This window comes from Rhodoferax sp. GW822-FHT04A08 (assembly GCF_058801025.1).
This window is the reverse complement of sequence record NZ_JBXAMW010000002.1, coordinates 418,762-435,610: the sequence shown is the minus strand read 5'-3', so window position 1 is coordinate 435,610 and position 16,849 is coordinate 418,762. Positions and strand designations below refer to the sequence as shown.

Sequence of the window (16,849 nt, the reverse complement as noted above, 5' to 3'; positions counted from 1 at the left end):
TCGGCCACAGCCCTATGCTGTGGGACCGATTTGAAAGGCTGCCCCATGCCCGTACTGGAATCCAAACTCAACCCGCGTTCGGCCGACTTCCAGGTCAATGCCGCAGCCATGCGCGCCCTGGTGGACGACCTCAACCGCCAGATCGACAAGGCCGCCATGGGCGGCGGCGAAGCGGCCCGCGCCAAGCACACGGCACGCGGCAAGCTGCTGCCGCGCGACCGCGTGGCCATGCTGCTGGACCCCGGTACACCGTTTCTGGAACTCTCGCCCCTGGCGGCTCTGGGCATGTACCCCGACCGCGATGGCACAGACAGTGCGCCCAGCGCCGGGGTGATTGCCGGCATAGGCCGCATCAGCGGCGTGGACTGCATGATCGTCTGCAACGACGCCACCGTGAAGGGCGGCACCTACTACCCACTGACGGTGAAGAAGCACCTGCGCGCGCAGGAAGTGGCGGCGCAAAACAACCTCACCTGCGTGTACTTGGTGGACTCGGGCGGCGCCAACCTGCCCAACCAGGACGAGGTGTTTCCCGACCGCGACCACTTCGGCCGCATCTTCTTCAACCAGGCCAACATGAGCGCCCAGGGCATTGCCCAGATCGCGGTGGTGATGGGCAGTTGCACCGCGGGCGGCGCCTATGTGCCGGCCATGAGCGACGAGACCATCATCGTCAAGAACCAGGGCACCATCTTCCTGGGTGGCCCGCCGCTGGTGAAGGCGGCCACCGGCGAGGTGGTGAGTGCCGAGGACCTGGGCGGCGGCGATGTGCATACCCGCCTCTCCGGTGTGGCCGACCACCTGGCGCAGAACGACCTGCATGCGCTCTCGCTGGCACGCGAAGCCATTGCCAACCTCAACAAGAACAAGGCCGTGCCCACCAGCACCCAACCGTCCGTTGCACCGCGCTTTGCCGCCGAGGAGCTGTACGGCGTGATCCCTACCGACACGCGCAAACCGTTTGACGTGCGCGAGATCATTGCCCGCATCGTCGACGGTTCGGAGCTGCACGAATTCAAGCCGCGCTTTGGCACCACGCTGGTCTGCGGCTTTGCCCACATCGAGGGTATGCCCGTGGGCATCATCGCCAATAACGGCATCCTGTTCAGCGAGTCGGCCCTCAAGGGCGCGCATTTCATCGAGCTGTGCTGCCAGCGCAAGATCCCGCTGGTGTTCCTGCAGAACATCACCGGCTTCATGGTGGGCCGCAAGTACGAGAACGAAGGCATTGCCCGCAACGGCGCCAAGATGGTGACGGCCGTGGCCACGGCCGCTGTGCCCAAGTTCACCATCATCATCGGCGGCAGCTTTGGCGCGGGCAACTACGGAATGTGCGGCCGTGCTTACAGCCCACGCTTTTTGTGGATGTGGCCGAATGCGCGCATCAGCGTCATGGGCGGCGAGCAGGCCGCCAGCGTGCTGGCCACCGTCAAGCGCGACGGCATCGAAGCCAAGGGTGCCAGCTGGAGCGCGGAAGAAGAGAACGCCTTCAAGGCCCCCATTCGCCAGCAGTACGAGGTGCAGGGCCACCCCTACTACGCCACCGCGCGTCTGTGGGACGACGGCATCATCGACCCCGCCGACACGCGCCGCGTGCTGGCGCTGGGCCTGTCGGCCGCGCTGAACGCACCCATACCCGACACCAAGTTCGGTGTCTTTCGCATGTGATCGGGAGCCACCATGTTTACCAAGATACTCATTGCCAACCGGGGCGACCAGCGACAAAGTCGCGCAGTGGCGAAGCCACATTGCATGGCACGCGCAGCGTGCGCAGGCGATTTCACCCCGGGAGCCCACCATGTTTAAGAAGATCCTGATTGCCAACCGTGGTGAAATCGCCTGCCGCGTGGCGGCCACCGCAGCCCGCATGGCCATACAGACCGTGGCGGTGTATTCCGATGCCGACGCGGGCGCCAAGCATGTGCAGGCCTGTGACGAGGCGGTGCACATAGGCGGCAGTGCGCCCAAGGACAGCTATCTGCGCTGGGAAAAGATCATCGAGGTCGCCAAGGCCACCGGTGCAGAGGCCATTCACCCCGGCTACGGCTTTCTGAGCGAGAACGAAGCCTTTGCCCAGGCCTGCGCCGATGCCGGGCTGGTCTTCATCGGCCCGCCGCCCTCGGCCATCCAGGCCATGGGCCTCAAGGCCGAGTCCAAGCAGTTGATGGAAAAGGCCGGTGTGCCGCTGGTGCCGGGCTACCACGCGGCCGACCAGGACCCGGCGCTGCTGCAGCGCGAGGCCGACCGCATCGGGTACCCGGTGCTGATCAAGGCCAGCGCCGGTGGTGGCGGCAAGGGCATGCGCGCGGTGGACAAGAGCGCGGACTTTGCCGATGCGCTGGCCAGTTGCAAGCGTGAAGCCATCAACAGCTTTGGCGACGATGCGGTGCTGATCGAGAAGTATGTGCAGCGCCCGCGCCATATCGAGATCCAGGTGTTTGGCGACATGCTGGGCAACTATGTGTACCTGTTCGAGCGCGACTGCTCGGTGCAGCGCCGCCACCAGAAGGTGCTGGAAGAGGCGCCTGCGCCCGGCATGACGCCGGAGCTGCGTGCGCGCATGGGCCAGGCTGCGGTAGAAGCCGCGCGGGCCGTGAATTACGTGGGGGCCGGCACGGTGGAATTCATTGTGGAGCAACCGCTGGGCTACGAGCATCCTGAGGCCATGAAGTTCTACTTTATGGAAATGAATACGCGGCTGCAGGTGGAGCATCCCGTGACTGAAGCCATCACCGGGTTGGACCTGGTGGAGTGGCAACTGCGCGTGGCCAGTGGTGAGCCGCTGCCGCTGCAGCAAAGCGATCTGCAGATTCACGGCCATGCCATCGAAGCACGCATCTGTGCCGAGACGCCGGACAACAACTTTCTGCCCGCCACCGGCACCTTGCATGTGTATGGCCTGCCGGCCTGCAGCGGCTTTGCCCGCGCCGACCTGGGCGTGCGGGTGGACTCTGGTGTGCGTGCGGGCGACACCATCAGCCCGTTCTACGACTCCATGGTGGCCAAGCTGATCGTGCACGGTAGCACCCGCGAAGAGGCATTGGCGCGGCTGGATGCGGCGCTCATGCAGACCCATATCGTGGGGCTGGCCACCAATGTGCAGTTCCTGCGCCATGTGGCGCGCAGTGCGGCGTTTGCCGAAGCGAAGCTGGATACCGCGCTGATACCGCGTGAAGCTGCCGTGCTGTTCAACCAGGAGAAGGTCGGCCTGCCGTTGGCCGCAGCCGCGCTGGTCGCGCACACGCTGGACCAGGAGGCGCAAGCCGTGCGCGTGGCCGATGTGAACGGTTGGATAGACCCCTGGGCCCAGCGCGATGGCTGGCGTTCGCACGGGCCTTCGCTACGCCGCTTTGCAGCCGTCTTTCATGACGAACCACAGCAGATTCTGTTTACCCGCCTGCATGGCGGTGCGCTGCAGATCGAGGTGGCCGGTGTCTGCGAGAACCTGCAGTACCAGCGCCTGTCCAATGGCGCGCTGGACATCACGCTGGGTGCGCAGCGCATCAAGGCGCAGGTGTTTGACCATGGCGAGGTGCTGCATGTGTTCACCCCGCTGGGTGCCACCACCATCACCCGCGTGGATGCGTTGGCCCACGCGGGCGACACGCAGTCCGAAGGTGGGCGTCTGACCGCACCCATGCCGGGCAAGGTGGTGTCCTTCGCCGTCAAGGCCGGAGATCGGGTCAAGAAAGGCCAAGCCCTGGCGGTGATGGAGGCCATGAAGATGGAACACACCATTGCCGCGCCCGCCGATGGCACGGTGGCCGAACTTTTGTTTGCACCGGGTGATCAGGTGGCCGAAGGGGCGGAGTTGCTGCGCCTGGAGGTTCCAGAGACCGTGGCCGCGTAGCGCACGGGGCGGCCAAGTCCGGCCACAATGCAGGCCGGACACTGTAAGGAGAACCCATGCGCATCAGTTTTTGTTGTACCGATACCCCGGCCGAACCCTGGCTGAACGACCTGCGCGCGGCGTTGCCGGGCGCAGACATCAGCCTGTGGCAGCCCGGTGCCGCTGCAGCAGACTACGGTGTGGTGTGGATGCCGCCGCAGGCTTTCTTCGATGAGCAGCCGCAGCTGCGTGCAGCCTTCAATATCGGCGCCGGTGTGGATGCGCTGTTGCGTCTGAACGTTGCGCCCTCCACCCGCCTGGTGCGGCTGGACGACGCTGGTATGGGTGCGCAGATGGCCGAATACGTCTGCCACGCGCTGATCCGCCACTACCGCGGCTTTGACCGCTACGACCAGCAAAAGGGCAGCACGGCATGGGAGCAGCACGAGGTGCTGCCGCGTTCTGCCGTGCCGGTGGGCATCATGGGGCTGGGCGTGCTCGGTGAGCGCGTGGCGCGTGCCGTGGCGCAGTTCGACTTTCCCGTCAACGGCTGGAGCCGCAGCGCCAAGGACATTCCCGGCGTGCGCTGCTTCCATGGCGAGCAGGGCTTGAACGATTTTCTGGCGGCCAGCAAGGTGCTGGTGTCGGTGTTGCCCTCCACCCCGCAGACACGCGACCTGCTCAACCGCGGCACGCTGTCCCAACTGCAGGAGGGCGGCTACCTGATCAATGTGGCACGTGGCGTGCAGGTGGTGGAAGAAGACCTGCTGGCGCTGATCGACGAAGGCCATTTGGCCGGTGCCGCGCTCGATGTGTTCCGCACCGAGCCGCTGCCGCCCACGCACCCGTTCTGGAACCATCCGCGCATCCGCATCACACCGCATGTTGCGGCGCTGACCTTGCGGTCCGAATCGATTGCGCAGATCAGCGCCAAGATTGCCGCCCTGGAAGCTGGAAGACCTGTTGCCGGTCTGGTTGATCGCCAGCGCGGATACTAGGTGCCTGTTGTAACAACGCCATTGGAAAAGTGAGTGCGCAGTATGGACTACCCCTCCCGTGTGAAGCTGGTGGACGTCGGCCCCCGCGACGGTCTGCAAAATGAAAAGCAGGCGGTGCCGGCTGCGGTCAAGATCGAGCTGGTGCACCGGCTGCAGGCCGCGGGTCTGACCGAGATCGAGGTCACCAGCTTCGTGTCGCCCAAGTGGGTGCCGCAGATGGCCGACAACGCCGAAGTGATGGCGGGCATCCAGCGCAAGCCGGGTGTGCGCTACTCGGTGCTCACGCCCAATATGCAGGGCTATGAAGCCGCGGCCAAGACCGGGCCCGACGAGATCGTGGTGTTTGCCGCCGCCAGCGAGGCGTTCAGCCAGAAGAACATCAACTGCTCCATTGCCGAGAGCATCGAGCGCTTCCGCCCGGTGACGCAGGCCGCGCGCGCCGCAGGCATCCACGTGCGCGGCGCCATCTCCTGCACCGTGGGTTGCCCGTATGAGGGCGAGGTTGCGCCGGAGCGAGTGGAATTGGTGGCGCGCCTGATGAAGGAGATCGGTGTGCAGCACGTGGGCGTGGCTGACACCATCGGCGTGGGCACGCCGCGCAAGGTGCAGCGTGCGCTGGACGCGGCGCTCAAGTACTACGACATCAACGATGTCTCCGGCCACTTCCACGACACCTACGGGCAGGCGCTGGCCAACACTCTGGCGAGCCTGGAAATGGGCATCTGGCAGTTCGACGCCTCGGTGGCGGGGCTGGGCGGTTGCCCCTATGCCAAGGGCGCCACCGGCAACGTGGCCACGGAAGACGTGGTCTATATGCTGCACGGCATGGGCATAGCAACCGGTATCGATCTGGACTTGCTGATTGACGCCGGCAAGTTCATCAGCGACGCGCTGGGGCGCAAACCCCATTCGCGCGCCGCCAATGCCTTGCTGACCAAACGACTGGGCTGAAGCCCGGCGTTTCAATATTCATTCCGTTTGACGTTGGAAAAATGTATGTGTGGTTCTGAATTGCTGAGTCTTCCCGAAGGTGTACAGCGCGTGGCTGCGGTTTTGCAGTCGCATGAGCACCCGCATATGCCGGTCATGCTGGACCAGGCTGCGCGCACCGCGCAGCAGGCCGCAGACGGTCTGGGTGTGGCGCTCGGCCAGATTGCCAAGAGCATCATCTTCCGGCGCTTGTCGGACGATGCGGCTGTGCTGGTGATCACTTCGGGCGACCGCCGGGTCGACCAGAAGAAGGTGGAGGCCATCGTGGGGCCGCTGGGGCGCGCTGATGCGGCCTTCGTCAAGGCCAGCACCGGCTTCAGCATTGGCGGCGTGGCGCCCATTGCGCATGCCAAGCCCTGCATCACGCTGATGGATGAGGACTTGTTCCGCTTTGACGACATCTGGGCCGCGGCCGGTCACCCGCATGCGGTGTTCCAACTGACTCCCAACCAGCTGTGCGACATGACCGGCGTCATGGAGTCGGACGTGGTGGAGTGGCCGTTTGCCGATATGCCAGCCGGTGCGCGCAAGGTATTGTCTGACCGATCTGCTTCGGTGCAAGCTGCGGGAAAGAGTTCTATGTCACCCTGCGTGTCGGTGTGTCGCATGGAAGAGGTCAAGGACATGTGTCTGGGCTGCCTGCGCACACGGGACGAACTGCGGGCCTGGTCTACTTTGGATGAGGACGGCAAGTTCGTGGTGTGGACTGCGATTGCGCAGCGTTTGCAAGGTCGAATCACGTGAAACAGATCCGTTTTTTTCTTGACTTCGTATCGCCCTACGCCTACTTGGCGTTCGAGGAGCTGCCTCGGGCTTTGCAAGGGCTGAGCTATGCAGTGCACTATGTGCCGGTGGGCCTGGGTTTTGTGCTGCGCCACCACGGCAGCCTGGGGCCGGCCGAGATACCGGCCAAGCGCGACTGGACCTACCGCCATGTGATGTGGCTGGCGCACAACCGAGGCGTCGCGCTGGACATGCCGCTGCTGCACCCCTTCAACCCCATGGCCCTGCTGCGCCTGGCGGTAGCCACCGACCCACGGGGTGAGCCCAACCGCTATGTGTGCGAGACCCTGTTCCGCCACGTCTGGGTGGGCGGTGCCGACCCCACGGATCTGGCCCGCCTGAAAGAAGTGGCCGATACGTTGGCGCCGCAACGCGACGCGGCGGACGAATCGGTCAAGGCCCAGCTCAAGCAACACACCGATCAGGCCATTGCCCTCGATGTGTTTGGTGTGCCTGCCTTCGAGGTCGATGGCAAGGTGTTCTGGGGACTGGACGCTCTACCCATGCTGCGCAGCTATCTGGAAGGCGATGCCTGGTTCAGTGACGTGAACTGGAATGCCTCCCACGCCGTGCCTTCTGCCTTGCCGCCACGCACGCCCTGACGCGCAGCAGGTGTCCTATGCCCAATGCATTCAACTTCAATGCGTCGCCCTTTGATTGCCTGACGCAGGAAGAGCAGCGCCTAGTGCGCGACAGTGTGGACGTGGTGTACTTCCCCAAGGGGGCCGCCATTCTCGAAGTGGGCATTGCGCCTACCCATCTGTTTGTCATCATCAAGGGCTATGTGAGCCAGATGGATGGCAGCGAGGTCATGACCAGCTACGGACCGGAAGACTGCTTCGACGGGCGCGGGCTGGTTGCCGGCAAGGTCAGCAGCCGTTTTGTGGCGGCAGAAGAAGTGGTGGCCTACCAGCTGGCCAAGCAGGCCGTCAGCGATCTGATTGCGGCGAACGCCACCTTTGGCGCGCTGCTGTTTTCCGACCTCAGCAACAAGCTCAGCGCACTCTCCGCCCGGCAAAGCCAGCATGAGTTGCAAAGCCTCACCATGTCGCGCGTGGATGAGGCCTTTTTGCGGCCTGCGCATTTTGTGGATGTGGATACCGACATCTTGTCCATCGTGCGGCACTTTCATGAGCATCGCAGCTCCAACGTGCTGGTGCGTGACAGCCGCAGCCAGCCCGAGCGGCTGGGCATTTTTACCGCCACGGCCATACAGCGCGCGATTCTGGATGGGCGTCCGCTGGACAAATTGCCGGTGGGGGATCTGGCCAACTTCAGGCTGATCGAAGTCAAGTCATCCGACCAGTTGGGCGACGCCATGGCCGTGATGCTGCGCAACCGGGTGCACCGCGTGGTGGTGGTGAATGACAGCGGTGCGATTGTCGGAATCCTGGAAGCGCTGGACCTGTTCAGTTTTCTCTCCAACCAGTCGCACCTGATCACCGAAAAGATCGAGGAGGCCAAGGACCTGCAAGGCCTGAGTCTGGCCGCCGCGCAGATCACCCGCATGATCACCTTGCTGCACCGTAGCGGCTCGCGGGTAAACCTGATTGCCAAGCTGGTGCAGCAGCTCAACGCGCGCCTGTTTGAGCGTGCCTGGCAATTGATAGCGCCGACAGAGCTGGTCAGCAACAGCTGTCTGTTTGTCATGGGCAGCGAAGGCCGTGGCGAGCAGTTGCTCAAGACCGACCAGGACAATGGTCTGGTGCTGCGCGACGGTTACGTGGCGCCGGACAACCTCGCTGATCTGTGTGACCGGTTTTCGCAAGCGCTGGCCAGCTTTGGCTATCCGCCATGCCCGGGCAACATCATGGTGAGCAATGCGGACTGGCGCCACACCGTGGCCGACTTTTCACGTCTGGCACGCCAGTGGCTGATCATGCCCGATGGCGACAGCCTGATGAAGCTGGCCATCTTCATGGATGCCCACGCCGTCTGTGGCGATGCCCATCTGCTGGATGCCGTGCAGGAGGCGCTGAGCGCGCTGGCCACCGACAACGACGCCATGTTGAACCGCTTTGCCTCGGCCATTGATGCCTTTGGTAGCGGCACCGGTTGGTGGAACCGACTGCTGGGCCTGGGCGATGGGGCGAACCATCTCAACATCAAGAAGGAAGGCATCTTCCCGCTGGTGCACGGCGTGCGCAGCCTGGCCATGGCGCAGCGCGTCAAGGAAACCGGCACCACGGCACGCATTGCCGTGCTGGTGTCGCAGGAAGTGCTCACCGCCGAAATGGGGGCGGACCTGACAGACAGCCTGCACTTCTTTATGGGCCTCAAGCTCAAGGCCGGTCTGGCAGAGCTGGATACCGGCAGACCGGTGACCGGTGCCATCCAGGTAGATCAGTTGAGTAGCCTGGATCGTGACCTGCTCAAGGACACGCTGGGTGTGGTCAAGCGCTTCAAGAGTCTGCTGCGTTTGCGCTTTCATCTGGAAGCCGTGTGATGAATCTCCTGTTGCAGCCGCAACGCTGGTGGCCGGCGCTCAAGCGCGAGTGGCTGATCTACCACCTGGGGCATCCGGAGTTTCGCTTCATGTTCGATCCGCCGCCCGAAAACGAATGGGTGTCGCTGGACTGCGAGACCACCGGGCTGAACGTGGGCAAGGATGAGATCATTTCCATCGGTGCGGTGCGCATCGTGGGCAACCGCATCATGACCAGCGAGCGGCTGGAGTTGCTGGTGCGGCCCGAGCGTGGCGTGTCGGCCGAGAGCGTGAAGATCCACCGCCTGCGCGAGCAGGACGTGGCCCAGGGGCTGTCGATTGACGAGGCCATGAAGCAGCTGCTGCGCTTCATCGGCAGCCGCCCCCTGGTGGGCTACTTTCTGGAATTTGACGTGGCCATGATCAACAAGGCCTTGTTCCCCATGCTGGGCCAGGGTTTGCCACAACCCAAAATCGAGGTGTCGGGCCTGTACTACGACTACAAGTTCCGCCAGCAGCCAGCCCATACACGACAGGACATGCCGCAGATCGACCTGCGCTTTGACACCATGATGTGTGACCTGGGGCTTCCGGTGCGCGAAGCCCACGATGCGCTCAACGATGCGGTCATGGCGGCACTGGCTTTTGTGAAGTTGCGGCAGCTCAAGGGGTAGCAAGAATTTTGCAGTGGCTACACGGGACAAAGCCGGTGCCGTGGAGGAAAGCCGCTACGATCCGAGGTTGACTGGCGTCAAAGAGCGCCGTACAAGCATTCAGGGAAGACGGCATTTTTTTGCGCAGGGCACCAATGGAAGAGTTGACATACAACAATAAATCACAATCGGCAGGTTATTTCACATACCACGGCTGGCTGGCCCCAGGGGTTCGGCTTTTTCGTCGGCTGACTTTCCCCGCCAAGGCCGCGTGGCTACTGGCTACCCTGATCATTCCGATCAGCGGGCTTCTGTTTCTGCTCTATCGTGCCAACGTCGACAACGTGGATGTTGCCAAATCCGAACTACAGGGTATGGCGTACGTCAATGCGGTCAACCTCCTGGCGCAGGATTTGTCCGACATGCGAACCGAGGCCGTACTCAAGGGCACGGATCTCAGCGGCAAGCAAAACCGCGTGAAAGCATCTTTGGACAAGGTCAAGGCGGCGCATAGTGAGTCGGGTGCTGTGGTGGGTGAAGAGACCAAAGGTTCCTACGACAAGGTCGACAAGGCGCTCCAGCCGCTGCTGCAAAAGCCCACATTGGATACGGCGGACGCTACATTCCTGGCCTACACCGCTGCGCTGGATGCGTGTCTGGATCTGCTGGTAAGCGTGGGCGATGACTCGCAACTGGCGTTGGACCCGCAACTGGACACCTATCACGCGATGAATCTGGCGGTGGTCGTGGGGCCGCAGTACCTGGAATATCTGACCCGACTCAAGGTGATGGGATCTCTGGCTCTGTCGCAAGATGCAGGCAAGCCGTTGTCACCTGAGCGTCGCCGCATGATGGAGCGCTACCTGACTTTGATCGACTACGTGGACCCCATCTACGAGAACTCGTACCACAAAGGCATAGAGACCTATCCGGAAGTGGCAAGCACCATGGACATGAAGGGGGTGGACAGTACCCGTGAGGCCTTCATGGCAGCAGTCAACAAGCAGATCATGGGTGAAACGGTGCAGGGTGAGGCGCAGGCCTTCCAAGCGGTTGCGGCGCCCCCGCTGGACAAACAGCTGGTGTTGAACCAGCAAGTCGCAAAACGCTTGGAATCTCGCCTGCAGGAGCGCATAGACGGCACCTGGAGGACCATGCGGCTGGAGCTGGCTTTTCCGGCGCTGTTCCTATTTTTGACGTTCTACCTGATGCTCTCTTTCTACAAGGTGATGCAAGGTGGTCTGACCCTGGTGGGCGAGCACCTGAGTGATCTGGCCAGTGGCGATTTGCGCAACCGCCCCATCAACCCGCTGGGCCGGGACGAGCCCGCCGAGTTGATCCACGGTTTGCACCAGGTGTATGACTCCATGCGTGAGCTGATCCGCCGGGTGCGCCACTCGGCGCGCGAGCTGGCCATCACCAGTGCCGAAGTGTCGCGCGCCAGCCTGGACCTGTCCCAGCGTACCGAGGCCGCCGCATCCAACCTGGGGCAGCAGGCGGGTGCCGTGGCGCTGATCGGAGAACAGACCAGGCACTCGGCTCAGCGCACGCAGGAAGCCGCCAGCATGGCCCAGGAAAATGCCCAGGTGGCGGAGAATGGCGGCAAGATCATCACCTCGGTGAACGCCACCATGCACGACATTCAGGAGTCTTCCAAGCGTATTGCGGACATCATCAGCGTCATCGATGGCATCGCCTTCCAGACCAATATCCTGGCGCTCAATGCGGCAGTGGAGGCCGCGCGCGCGGGTGAGTCGGGCCGTGGCTTTGCGGTGGTGGCGTCAGAGGTGCGGGCCCTGGCTGGCCGTAGCGCTACGGCAGCGCAGGAAATCAAGGATCTCATCACCAACAGCGTGGACAAGGTGACTGCCGGTGCCGAGGTCGTCGAAGGGGCAGGGCGTAACATGTCCCAGATGATGGCCAATGCCAAGCAGATCAATCTTTTGTTGAGCGAAATCGCAGTGGCCACACGGACCCAGACTGCCAAGGTGGACGAAGTGGTCGGTGCCATTACCGAGCTGGACTCGCATACCCAGCAAAATGCAGCCTTGGTCGAAGAGACCAGTGCTTCTGCCGAATCCCTGAAAAACCAGGCCGACAAACTGACTGAGGAAATCGCCCGATTCCGGGTGGCGTGAAATGACTTTGCATACTTGGTGGCTGTTTGTGGCCATGACCTTTGTGGTGTCTGCCACGCCCGGCCCCAACATGTTGCTGGTGATGAGCCACAGTGCACGGTTCGGGCTGCGCGCCGCAGTGGCCACCATGTGTGGCTGCATGACTTCGTTGCTGGCGATGATGAGCATCTCGGCTGCTGGCATGGGCGTGCTGCTGCATGCCTTTCCGGCCGTGTTTGATGCCATGCGTCTGGCCGGTGCGGCCTATCTCGCCTATCTGGGCGTGCAGGGTTGGCGCGCACCGGTTGCGGATGCGGCAGAGCCAGGAGCCACCGCGGCGCCGGCGCAACCCCCGGCACACCTGTATCGCCAGGGCGTACTGGTGGCTGCCAGCAATCCAAAGGCCATTCTGTTCGCAGCGGCGTTCTTCCCCCAGTTTCTCAACCCGGCGCTGCCACAGCTCGGCCAGTTTGCGATCCTGCTGAGTACCTTTGCTGTGGTGGAAGTGGCCTGGTATCTGGTCTACGCCGTCAGCGGGCACAAGCTCTCGCACTACCTGCGCCAGGCCCGGGTGATGCGCGTGTTCAACCGGGTGACCGGAGGCATCTTTGTCGGCTTTGCTGCGGTGATGGCGACAGTGCGCGAATAAGCTCCCGGCGGGTGGAACACATTGTGCTTGGTGCGACGCAGCATTTTTGCTGTTGTCACCCAAGGAGCTCACCATGCTGGACAAGACCGCTACCAAGTTTTCCCATGTGCACCCGACGGACACGGAGTTTGTGTCGGGTGGTCTGCGCGACTTCTTTCTGTATCGGGACCTGGGCATTGCCGACGCAACCAACGGCAAAGTGATTGCGCACTTGGTAAAAGCCAACCTGGCACCAGAAGTGGGCACCGGCTGGCACCGCCATGAAGCAGATTTTCAGATCGTCATCATGACCAAGGGCTGGGCCCGCTTCATGTACGAGGACAAGGAAACGCTGGTCAAAGCCGGTGACGTGGTGCACCAGCGCCCGGGCATACGGCACTACCTGTTCGACTATTCACCCGACATGGAGTACCTGGAGATCGTGTCGCCAGCAGACTTCAAGACGGTGGATGTGGAACCGGTCTGTGAGATCCCTGCGCCCACACCCTGGAAGTAGGCGCGCGGTTCAGAACTCGGCATCGAGCTCGTCGATTTCGTCGGGCTCGGCCAATGCCGCAGTCACCCACTCCTGCATGGCGGGCAGCGCCATGATGTGCTTGGCGTACGCCGCGCACACCTTGTCCATGGGAATGTCATAGCTCAGGAAGCGGGTCACCACGGGCGCGTACATGGCGTCGGCCAGCGTGGGCTGCTTGCCAAACAGAAAGGGGCCTTTATAGGTGGACAGACACTCGGTCCAGATTTCCTTGACCCGGTCGATATCGGCCTGCGCGCGCGACCAGACCTTGAAGTTCGGAAACTTGCCCTTGATGTTCATTGGCAAGGAGCCCCGCAGCGAAGCAAAGCCGGAATGCATCTCGCCGCAGATGGCGCGGCAATGCGCGCGCGCCTTGGCATCTGCGGGGAGCAACTGGGCCTTGGGCTTGATCTCGTTGAGGTACTCGCCAATGGCCAGGGTGTCCCAGACCTTGATGCCGTCGTGCAGCAGTGATGGCACCAGCATGCTGGAGGACAGCAGCAGCATCTCCGCCTTCATGGCCGGATCGTCCGGCGAGATGACCTTCTCGGTAAATTCCAGCCCGGCCAGCTTGGCCATCAGCCAGCCGCGCAGCGCCCAGGCGCCGTAGTTCTTGCTGCTGATGGTTAATACTGCCTTGGCCATGACGTCTCCTTGCAACTTGCGACGGTTGCCCACCCGCAAGCCTTATGCCAGCCTGGCGGCAATTCTGGCCCGCAACTTGCCTGTCCATCTCCAGATGCACCTTTTGTGTTGGAAAAGAGACCAGGATATTCATGCTGTACCAGGCTTATCAGTTCCAGACCGATGCAACCTCGCCGTTGCGCCTGATGTCGCAGATCGGAAGCTCATTCATTGGTTTCGCGGGCGCAGGCTCCGGACTGGCGCGCCGTGTCTCCGCAGCCCTGGAGGTGTATTCGCGCATGCGGCTCACCCACAGCCGCCCGGACTACGGCATATCCACCGTCTGGATCAAGGAAGAGGCCGTTGCGGTGCAGGAGGAAGCGGTGCTGGAAATGCCCTTCGGTCGTTTGCTGCACTTTCGCAAAGAAGCGGGTGCCCAGCCAGACGACCAGCCCAAGGTGCTGCTGGTAGCGCCCTTGTCCGGTCACTTTGCGACCCTGCTGCGGGAGACAGTGCGCACCCTGCTGCAGGACCATGATGTGTTCATTACCGACTGGAACAATGCGCGCGACGTGCCGCTATCCCAAGGCGGTTTCGGTCTGGACGATTACATCGACCACATGATCCGCTTCATAGAGGAAGTGGGCGTCGGAACCCACGTGGTGGCCGTGTGCCAGCCCTGCGTAGCCGCACTGGCCGCCACCGCCATCATGGCGGAGGATGACAACCCCAAACAGCCGCGTAGCCTGACGCTGATGGCCGGCCCGGTGGATTGCCGCGTTAACCCCACCGGTGTGAACACCCTGGCCACCAGCAAACCCATCGAGTGGTTCGAGAAGAACCTCATCAGCCATGTGCCGCTGCCGCATGCCGGTTTCATGCGCCGCGTGTATCCCGGTTTTGTGCAGCTCAGCGCTTTCATGAGCATGAATCTGGAGCGCCACAAGCAGGCCTTCATCGACATGTACAAGCACACGGTGGACGGGGATCATGACAAGGCGCTGTCCATCAAGACCTTTTACGACGAATACCTGGCAGTCAACGACCTGCCCGCCGAGTTCTATCTGGAGACCATCGAAAAGGTGTTCCAGACCTATGACCTGGCATTGGGCAAGCTGATCTACCGTGGTCGCCTGGTCAATACGCGGGCGATACGGCGCACGGCGCTCATGACGGTGGAGGGCGAACGCGATGACATCTGCTCCGTCGGGCAGACCGTGGCGGCGCAGGACCTGTGCAGCGGCATCCGGCCGTATTTGAAAAACCACCATGTGCAGACCGGCGTGGGGCATTACGGGGTGTTCAGCGGCAAGAAGTGGAACCAGCAGATCTATCCCCGCGTCAGGGACTCCATACACGCCAGCAACGGTTAGGTCACTGTCAGACAAATACGTCGATGTGGGAGCCGGAAGTAGCTGTGGCGGCAGCGCCGGTGTTTTTTGACTTGGACTTGTCATTGTCCTTGTCTTTTTCGGCTTTTGCCTTGTTGGCCTTTTCAATCTGCTCTTGCTGCTTCTGGTTCTGGATGGCCGTAATCTGGGCTTGAATCGCCTCGATCTGTGCCTGCAACAGCTCCGCCTTCTTCTGCTTGGCTTTTGCGTCCATGTTGGACGTCGCAAGGTCTTTGAGCTGCTGGGTCAGATCTTTCAGCTTCCTCTGTAGCTGAGCGATCTGGCTGTTGCTGGCACTCGAGCCAGAAGCAGTGGACGTCGTGGAGGAGGTTGAACTGGTGACTTGCATGTCTGATGTATCGGCATGCAAGTCAGATTGTTAAGTAAAAAATCTCTTTCTTGGTACAGAAGCCTTGATTCAAATCAGGTGCATGGCCAGGAACATCTTGGTTCCCGCGCGCGAAATCAGCAGTGCAACCGGTTTGCTTCCGTCCTGTGCGGATGCCTTCATCTGCTCCGCCGAGATGACCGGGCGGCCTCCGATGGCGAGCAGCAGATCACCGACCAGGAAACCGGCCCTGGAGGCCGATGCATCGACCTTTTCGATCACCCACCCGAAGTCGGCATTGTCTTTTCCTTTTTCGTCTGGGCGTTGCGGTCTGAGTGTCAGACCCAGACGGGGCAGTGTGACCATTGCAAGCGCGTTTTCCACTGGCTTGGGCGCTGGTTTGGCGCCTGCCAGATTGGCAAAGCCTTTCTTGGTCTGTCCATCCCGCCAGTAGGCGATTTCCACGCGATCCCCAGGCTTGGCAAGTTCCAGTGCTTCCAGCAGGTCTACCGAGGCTTCAATCGGTCTGCCATTGACGTTCAGGACAATATCGCCTGTGCGCAGCCCGGCTGTGAATGCAGGCGCGCCAAACTCAATGTCATCCACCAGCACACCCATCGGGCGGGGCAGCTTGAAGGCCTCCGCCAGCAGCTGGTTGACTTCCTGCACGCCCATGCCCAGACGGGCATGCTGGGCCGAGCCGGTGCTGATGATCTGTTGGGCAATGTTGCGCACCACATCAATGGGTATGGCGAAGGACAGACCTTGGAATCCGCCGGTTCTTGAATAGATCATGGCGTTCATGCCGATGACTTCGCCACTCATGTTGATGAGCGGTCCACCGGAGTTGCCAGGGTTGATGGCCACATCTGTCTGGATATAGGGCGCGTTGCTCTCGCTGCGGACCTGCCTCTTGGTGGCGCTGACCACACCTGCCGTGACGGTGTTCTCAAAGCCAAAGGGTGATCCTATGGCCATGACCCAGTCGCCCACATTGGTGGGGCGGGTGTTCTGGGCATTGATGGTGGGGAGATCGTGTGCCGGTATCTTCAGCACGGCCACGTCGGATACTGCGTCGGCACCCACCACGGTCGCAATGAATTCGCGCCGGTCGGTGAGCTTGACCGTGACTTCCTGCGCATTCTTGACCACGTGTGCGTTGGTCAAAATGAGACCATCGGAAGACATGATGAAGCCCGAACCTGCGCTTTGAACCGGTACGGGAATCTGCGCCGGCAGGTTGCCGTACTGCTGCTGGAACTGCCTGAAGAACTCCTGCGCCGCGGCGGTGTCATCGGATTCGCCCTTGCTGTCTTCGCCGGGCGATGGGGGTGAGGTGGAGATCTGGCGCGTGCCGCTCACACTGATGTTGACCACGGCCGGACCGTATTTGGCGGCGATGCCGGCAACGTCGGGAAGTCCGTCCCGGACTTGTGCAATGGCTGGAATGGTCTGCAGCGCCATGGCTGCAAACAGTGCCCGTGCGATGACGGGCAGAGAAAAGGTTCTATGCAAGGGTGTTGGTCTTTTTGGAAAAATGAAGTC

Annotated in this window: 15 protein-coding genes; 12 read left to right on the top strand and 3 right to left on the bottom strand. The window is 62.1% G+C overall.

From position 1 onward, the window contains the following. Positions 1-45: 45 nt before the first annotated feature. The 11 genes from AC1RMF_RS06570 (at position 46) to AC1RMF_RS06520 (ending at position 12,940) form a co-directional block, all read left to right on the top strand. A complete protein-coding gene (locus tag AC1RMF_RS06570; RefSeq protein WP_493140600.1) occupies positions 46-1,668 on the top strand; it encodes a carboxyl transferase domain-containing protein in 1,623 nt (540 codons plus the stop codon). A 130-nt stretch (positions 1,669-1,798) separates the two neighbouring features. Further along, on the top strand, positions 1,799-3,850 hold the full coding sequence (locus AC1RMF_RS06565; protein WP_493140597.1) for an acetyl/propionyl/methylcrotonyl-CoA carboxylase subunit alpha: 2,052 nt from the start codon (positions 1,799-1,801) through the stop codon (positions 3,848-3,850). 56 nt (positions 3,851-3,906) lie between these two features. Next, positions 3,907-4,827: a 2-hydroxyacid dehydrogenase gene (locus tag AC1RMF_RS06560; protein WP_493140595.1), complete on the top strand. Its 921-nt coding sequence runs from the start codon at positions 3,907-3,909 to the stop codon at positions 4,825-4,827. Positions 4,828-4,869: 42 nt separating this feature from the next. Continuing rightward, positions 4,870-5,778 (top strand): hydroxymethylglutaryl-CoA lyase, encoded by a 909-nt coding sequence (locus AC1RMF_RS06555; RefSeq protein ID WP_493140593.1) that lies wholly within the window; start codon positions 4,870-4,872, stop codon positions 5,776-5,778. A 45-nt stretch (positions 5,779-5,823) separates the two neighbouring features. Next, positions 5,824-6,561: a YbaK/EbsC family protein gene (locus AC1RMF_RS06550; RefSeq protein ID WP_493140591.1), complete on the top strand. Its 738-nt coding sequence runs from the start codon at positions 5,824-5,826 to the stop codon at positions 6,559-6,561. Further along, positions 6,558-7,202, top strand: coding sequence for a 2-hydroxychromene-2-carboxylate isomerase (locus AC1RMF_RS06545; RefSeq protein ID WP_493140589.1), 645 nt, complete (start codon positions 6,558-6,560; stop codon positions 7,200-7,202). The genes AC1RMF_RS06550 and AC1RMF_RS06545 overlap by 4 nt, the downstream gene beginning before the upstream one ends. A gap of 17 nt (positions 7,203-7,219) precedes the next feature. Then, positions 7,220-9,046, top strand: coding sequence for a DUF294 nucleotidyltransferase-like domain-containing protein (locus AC1RMF_RS06540; RefSeq protein ID WP_493140587.1), 1,827 nt, complete (start codon positions 7,220-7,222; stop codon positions 9,044-9,046). Beyond that, positions 9,046-9,699, top strand: a complete 654-nt coding sequence (locus AC1RMF_RS06535) for a 3'-5' exonuclease (RefSeq protein WP_342618906.1) — start codon at positions 9,046-9,048, stop codon at positions 9,697-9,699. Before AC1RMF_RS06540 ends, AC1RMF_RS06535 begins: the two co-directional genes overlap by 1 nt. A 134-nt stretch (positions 9,700-9,833) precedes the next feature. Next, positions 9,834-11,816 carry a methyl-accepting chemotaxis protein gene (locus AC1RMF_RS06530; RefSeq protein ID WP_493140585.1) on the top strand — a complete coding sequence of 661 codons (1,983 nt, stop codon included), beginning with the start codon at positions 9,834-9,836 and terminating at the stop codon, positions 11,814-11,816. A gap of 1 nt (position 11,817) precedes the next feature. After that, positions 11,818-12,444: a LysE family translocator gene (locus AC1RMF_RS06525; RefSeq protein WP_342618904.1), complete on the top strand. Its 627-nt coding sequence runs from the start codon at positions 11,818-11,820 to the stop codon at positions 12,442-12,444. A 73-nt stretch (positions 12,445-12,517) separates the two neighbouring features. Continuing rightward, complete coding sequence (locus AC1RMF_RS06520) at positions 12,518-12,940, top strand: cupin domain-containing protein (protein ID WP_493140582.1); 423 nt, start codon at positions 12,518-12,520, stop codon at positions 12,938-12,940. A gap of 9 nt (positions 12,941-12,949) precedes the next feature. Here AC1RMF_RS06520 and AC1RMF_RS06515 read toward each other — a convergent pair whose 3' ends face one another. Beyond that, a complete protein-coding gene (locus AC1RMF_RS06515; protein ID WP_493140581.1) occupies positions 12,950-13,606 on the bottom strand; it encodes a glutathione S-transferase in 657 nt (218 codons plus the stop codon). 131 nt (positions 13,607-13,737) lie between these two features. Here AC1RMF_RS06515 and AC1RMF_RS06510 point away from each other — a divergent pair, with 131 nt between their 5' ends. After that, positions 13,738-14,958, top strand: coding sequence for a polyhydroxyalkanoate depolymerase (locus AC1RMF_RS06510; protein ID WP_493140579.1), 1,221 nt, complete (start codon positions 13,738-13,740; stop codon positions 14,956-14,958). A 7-nt stretch (positions 14,959-14,965) separates the two neighbouring features. Here AC1RMF_RS06510 and AC1RMF_RS06505 read toward each other — a convergent pair whose 3' ends face one another. Both AC1RMF_RS06505 and AC1RMF_RS06500 read right to left on the bottom strand, forming a co-directional pair. After that, positions 14,966-15,325, bottom strand: a complete 360-nt coding sequence (locus tag AC1RMF_RS06505) for a FlxA-like family protein (RefSeq protein WP_493140577.1) — start codon at positions 15,323-15,325, stop codon at positions 14,966-14,968. A gap of 69 nt (positions 15,326-15,394) precedes the next feature. Next, positions 15,395-16,819, bottom strand: coding sequence for a trypsin-like peptidase domain-containing protein (locus AC1RMF_RS06500; RefSeq protein ID WP_493140575.1), 1,425 nt, complete (start codon positions 16,817-16,819; stop codon positions 15,395-15,397). Positions 16,820-16,849 lie beyond the last annotated feature (30 nt).

Coding starts and splice junctions, on each gene's coding strand:
- AC1RMF_RS06570 (WP_493140600.1), top strand. CDS start 46: ATGCCCGTACTGGAATCCAAACTCAACCCGCGTTCGGCCGACTTCCAG.
- AC1RMF_RS06565 (WP_493140597.1), top strand. CDS start 1,799: ATGTTTAAGAAGATCCTGATTGCCAACCGTGGTGAAATCGCCTGCCGC.
- AC1RMF_RS06560 (WP_493140595.1), top strand. CDS start 3,907: ATGCGCATCAGTTTTTGTTGTACCGATACCCCGGCCGAACCCTGGCTG.
- AC1RMF_RS06555 (WP_493140593.1), top strand. CDS start 4,870: ATGGACTACCCCTCCCGTGTGAAGCTGGTGGACGTCGGCCCCCGCGAC.
- AC1RMF_RS06550 (WP_493140591.1), top strand. CDS start 5,824: ATGTGTGGTTCTGAATTGCTGAGTCTTCCCGAAGGTGTACAGCGCGTG.
- AC1RMF_RS06540 (WP_493140587.1), top strand. CDS start 7,220: ATGCCCAATGCATTCAACTTCAATGCGTCGCCCTTTGATTGCCTGACG.
- AC1RMF_RS06535 (WP_342618906.1), top strand. CDS start 9,046: ATGAATCTCCTGTTGCAGCCGCAACGCTGGTGGCCGGCGCTCAAGCGC.
- AC1RMF_RS06530 (WP_493140585.1), top strand. CDS start 9,834: ATGGAAGAGTTGACATACAACAATAAATCACAATCGGCAGGTTATTTC.
- AC1RMF_RS06525 (WP_342618904.1), top strand. CDS start 11,818: ATGACTTTGCATACTTGGTGGCTGTTTGTGGCCATGACCTTTGTGGTG.
- AC1RMF_RS06520 (WP_493140582.1), top strand. CDS start 12,518: ATGCTGGACAAGACCGCTACCAAGTTTTCCCATGTGCACCCGACGGAC.
- AC1RMF_RS06515 (WP_493140581.1), bottom strand. CDS start 13,606: ATGGCCAAGGCAGTATTAACCATCAGCAGCAAGAACTACGGCGCCTGG.
- AC1RMF_RS06510 (WP_493140579.1), top strand. CDS start 13,738: ATGCTGTACCAGGCTTATCAGTTCCAGACCGATGCAACCTCGCCGTTG.
- AC1RMF_RS06505 (WP_493140577.1), bottom strand. CDS start 15,325: ATGCAAGTCACCAGTTCAACCTCCTCCACGACGTCCACTGCTTCTGGC.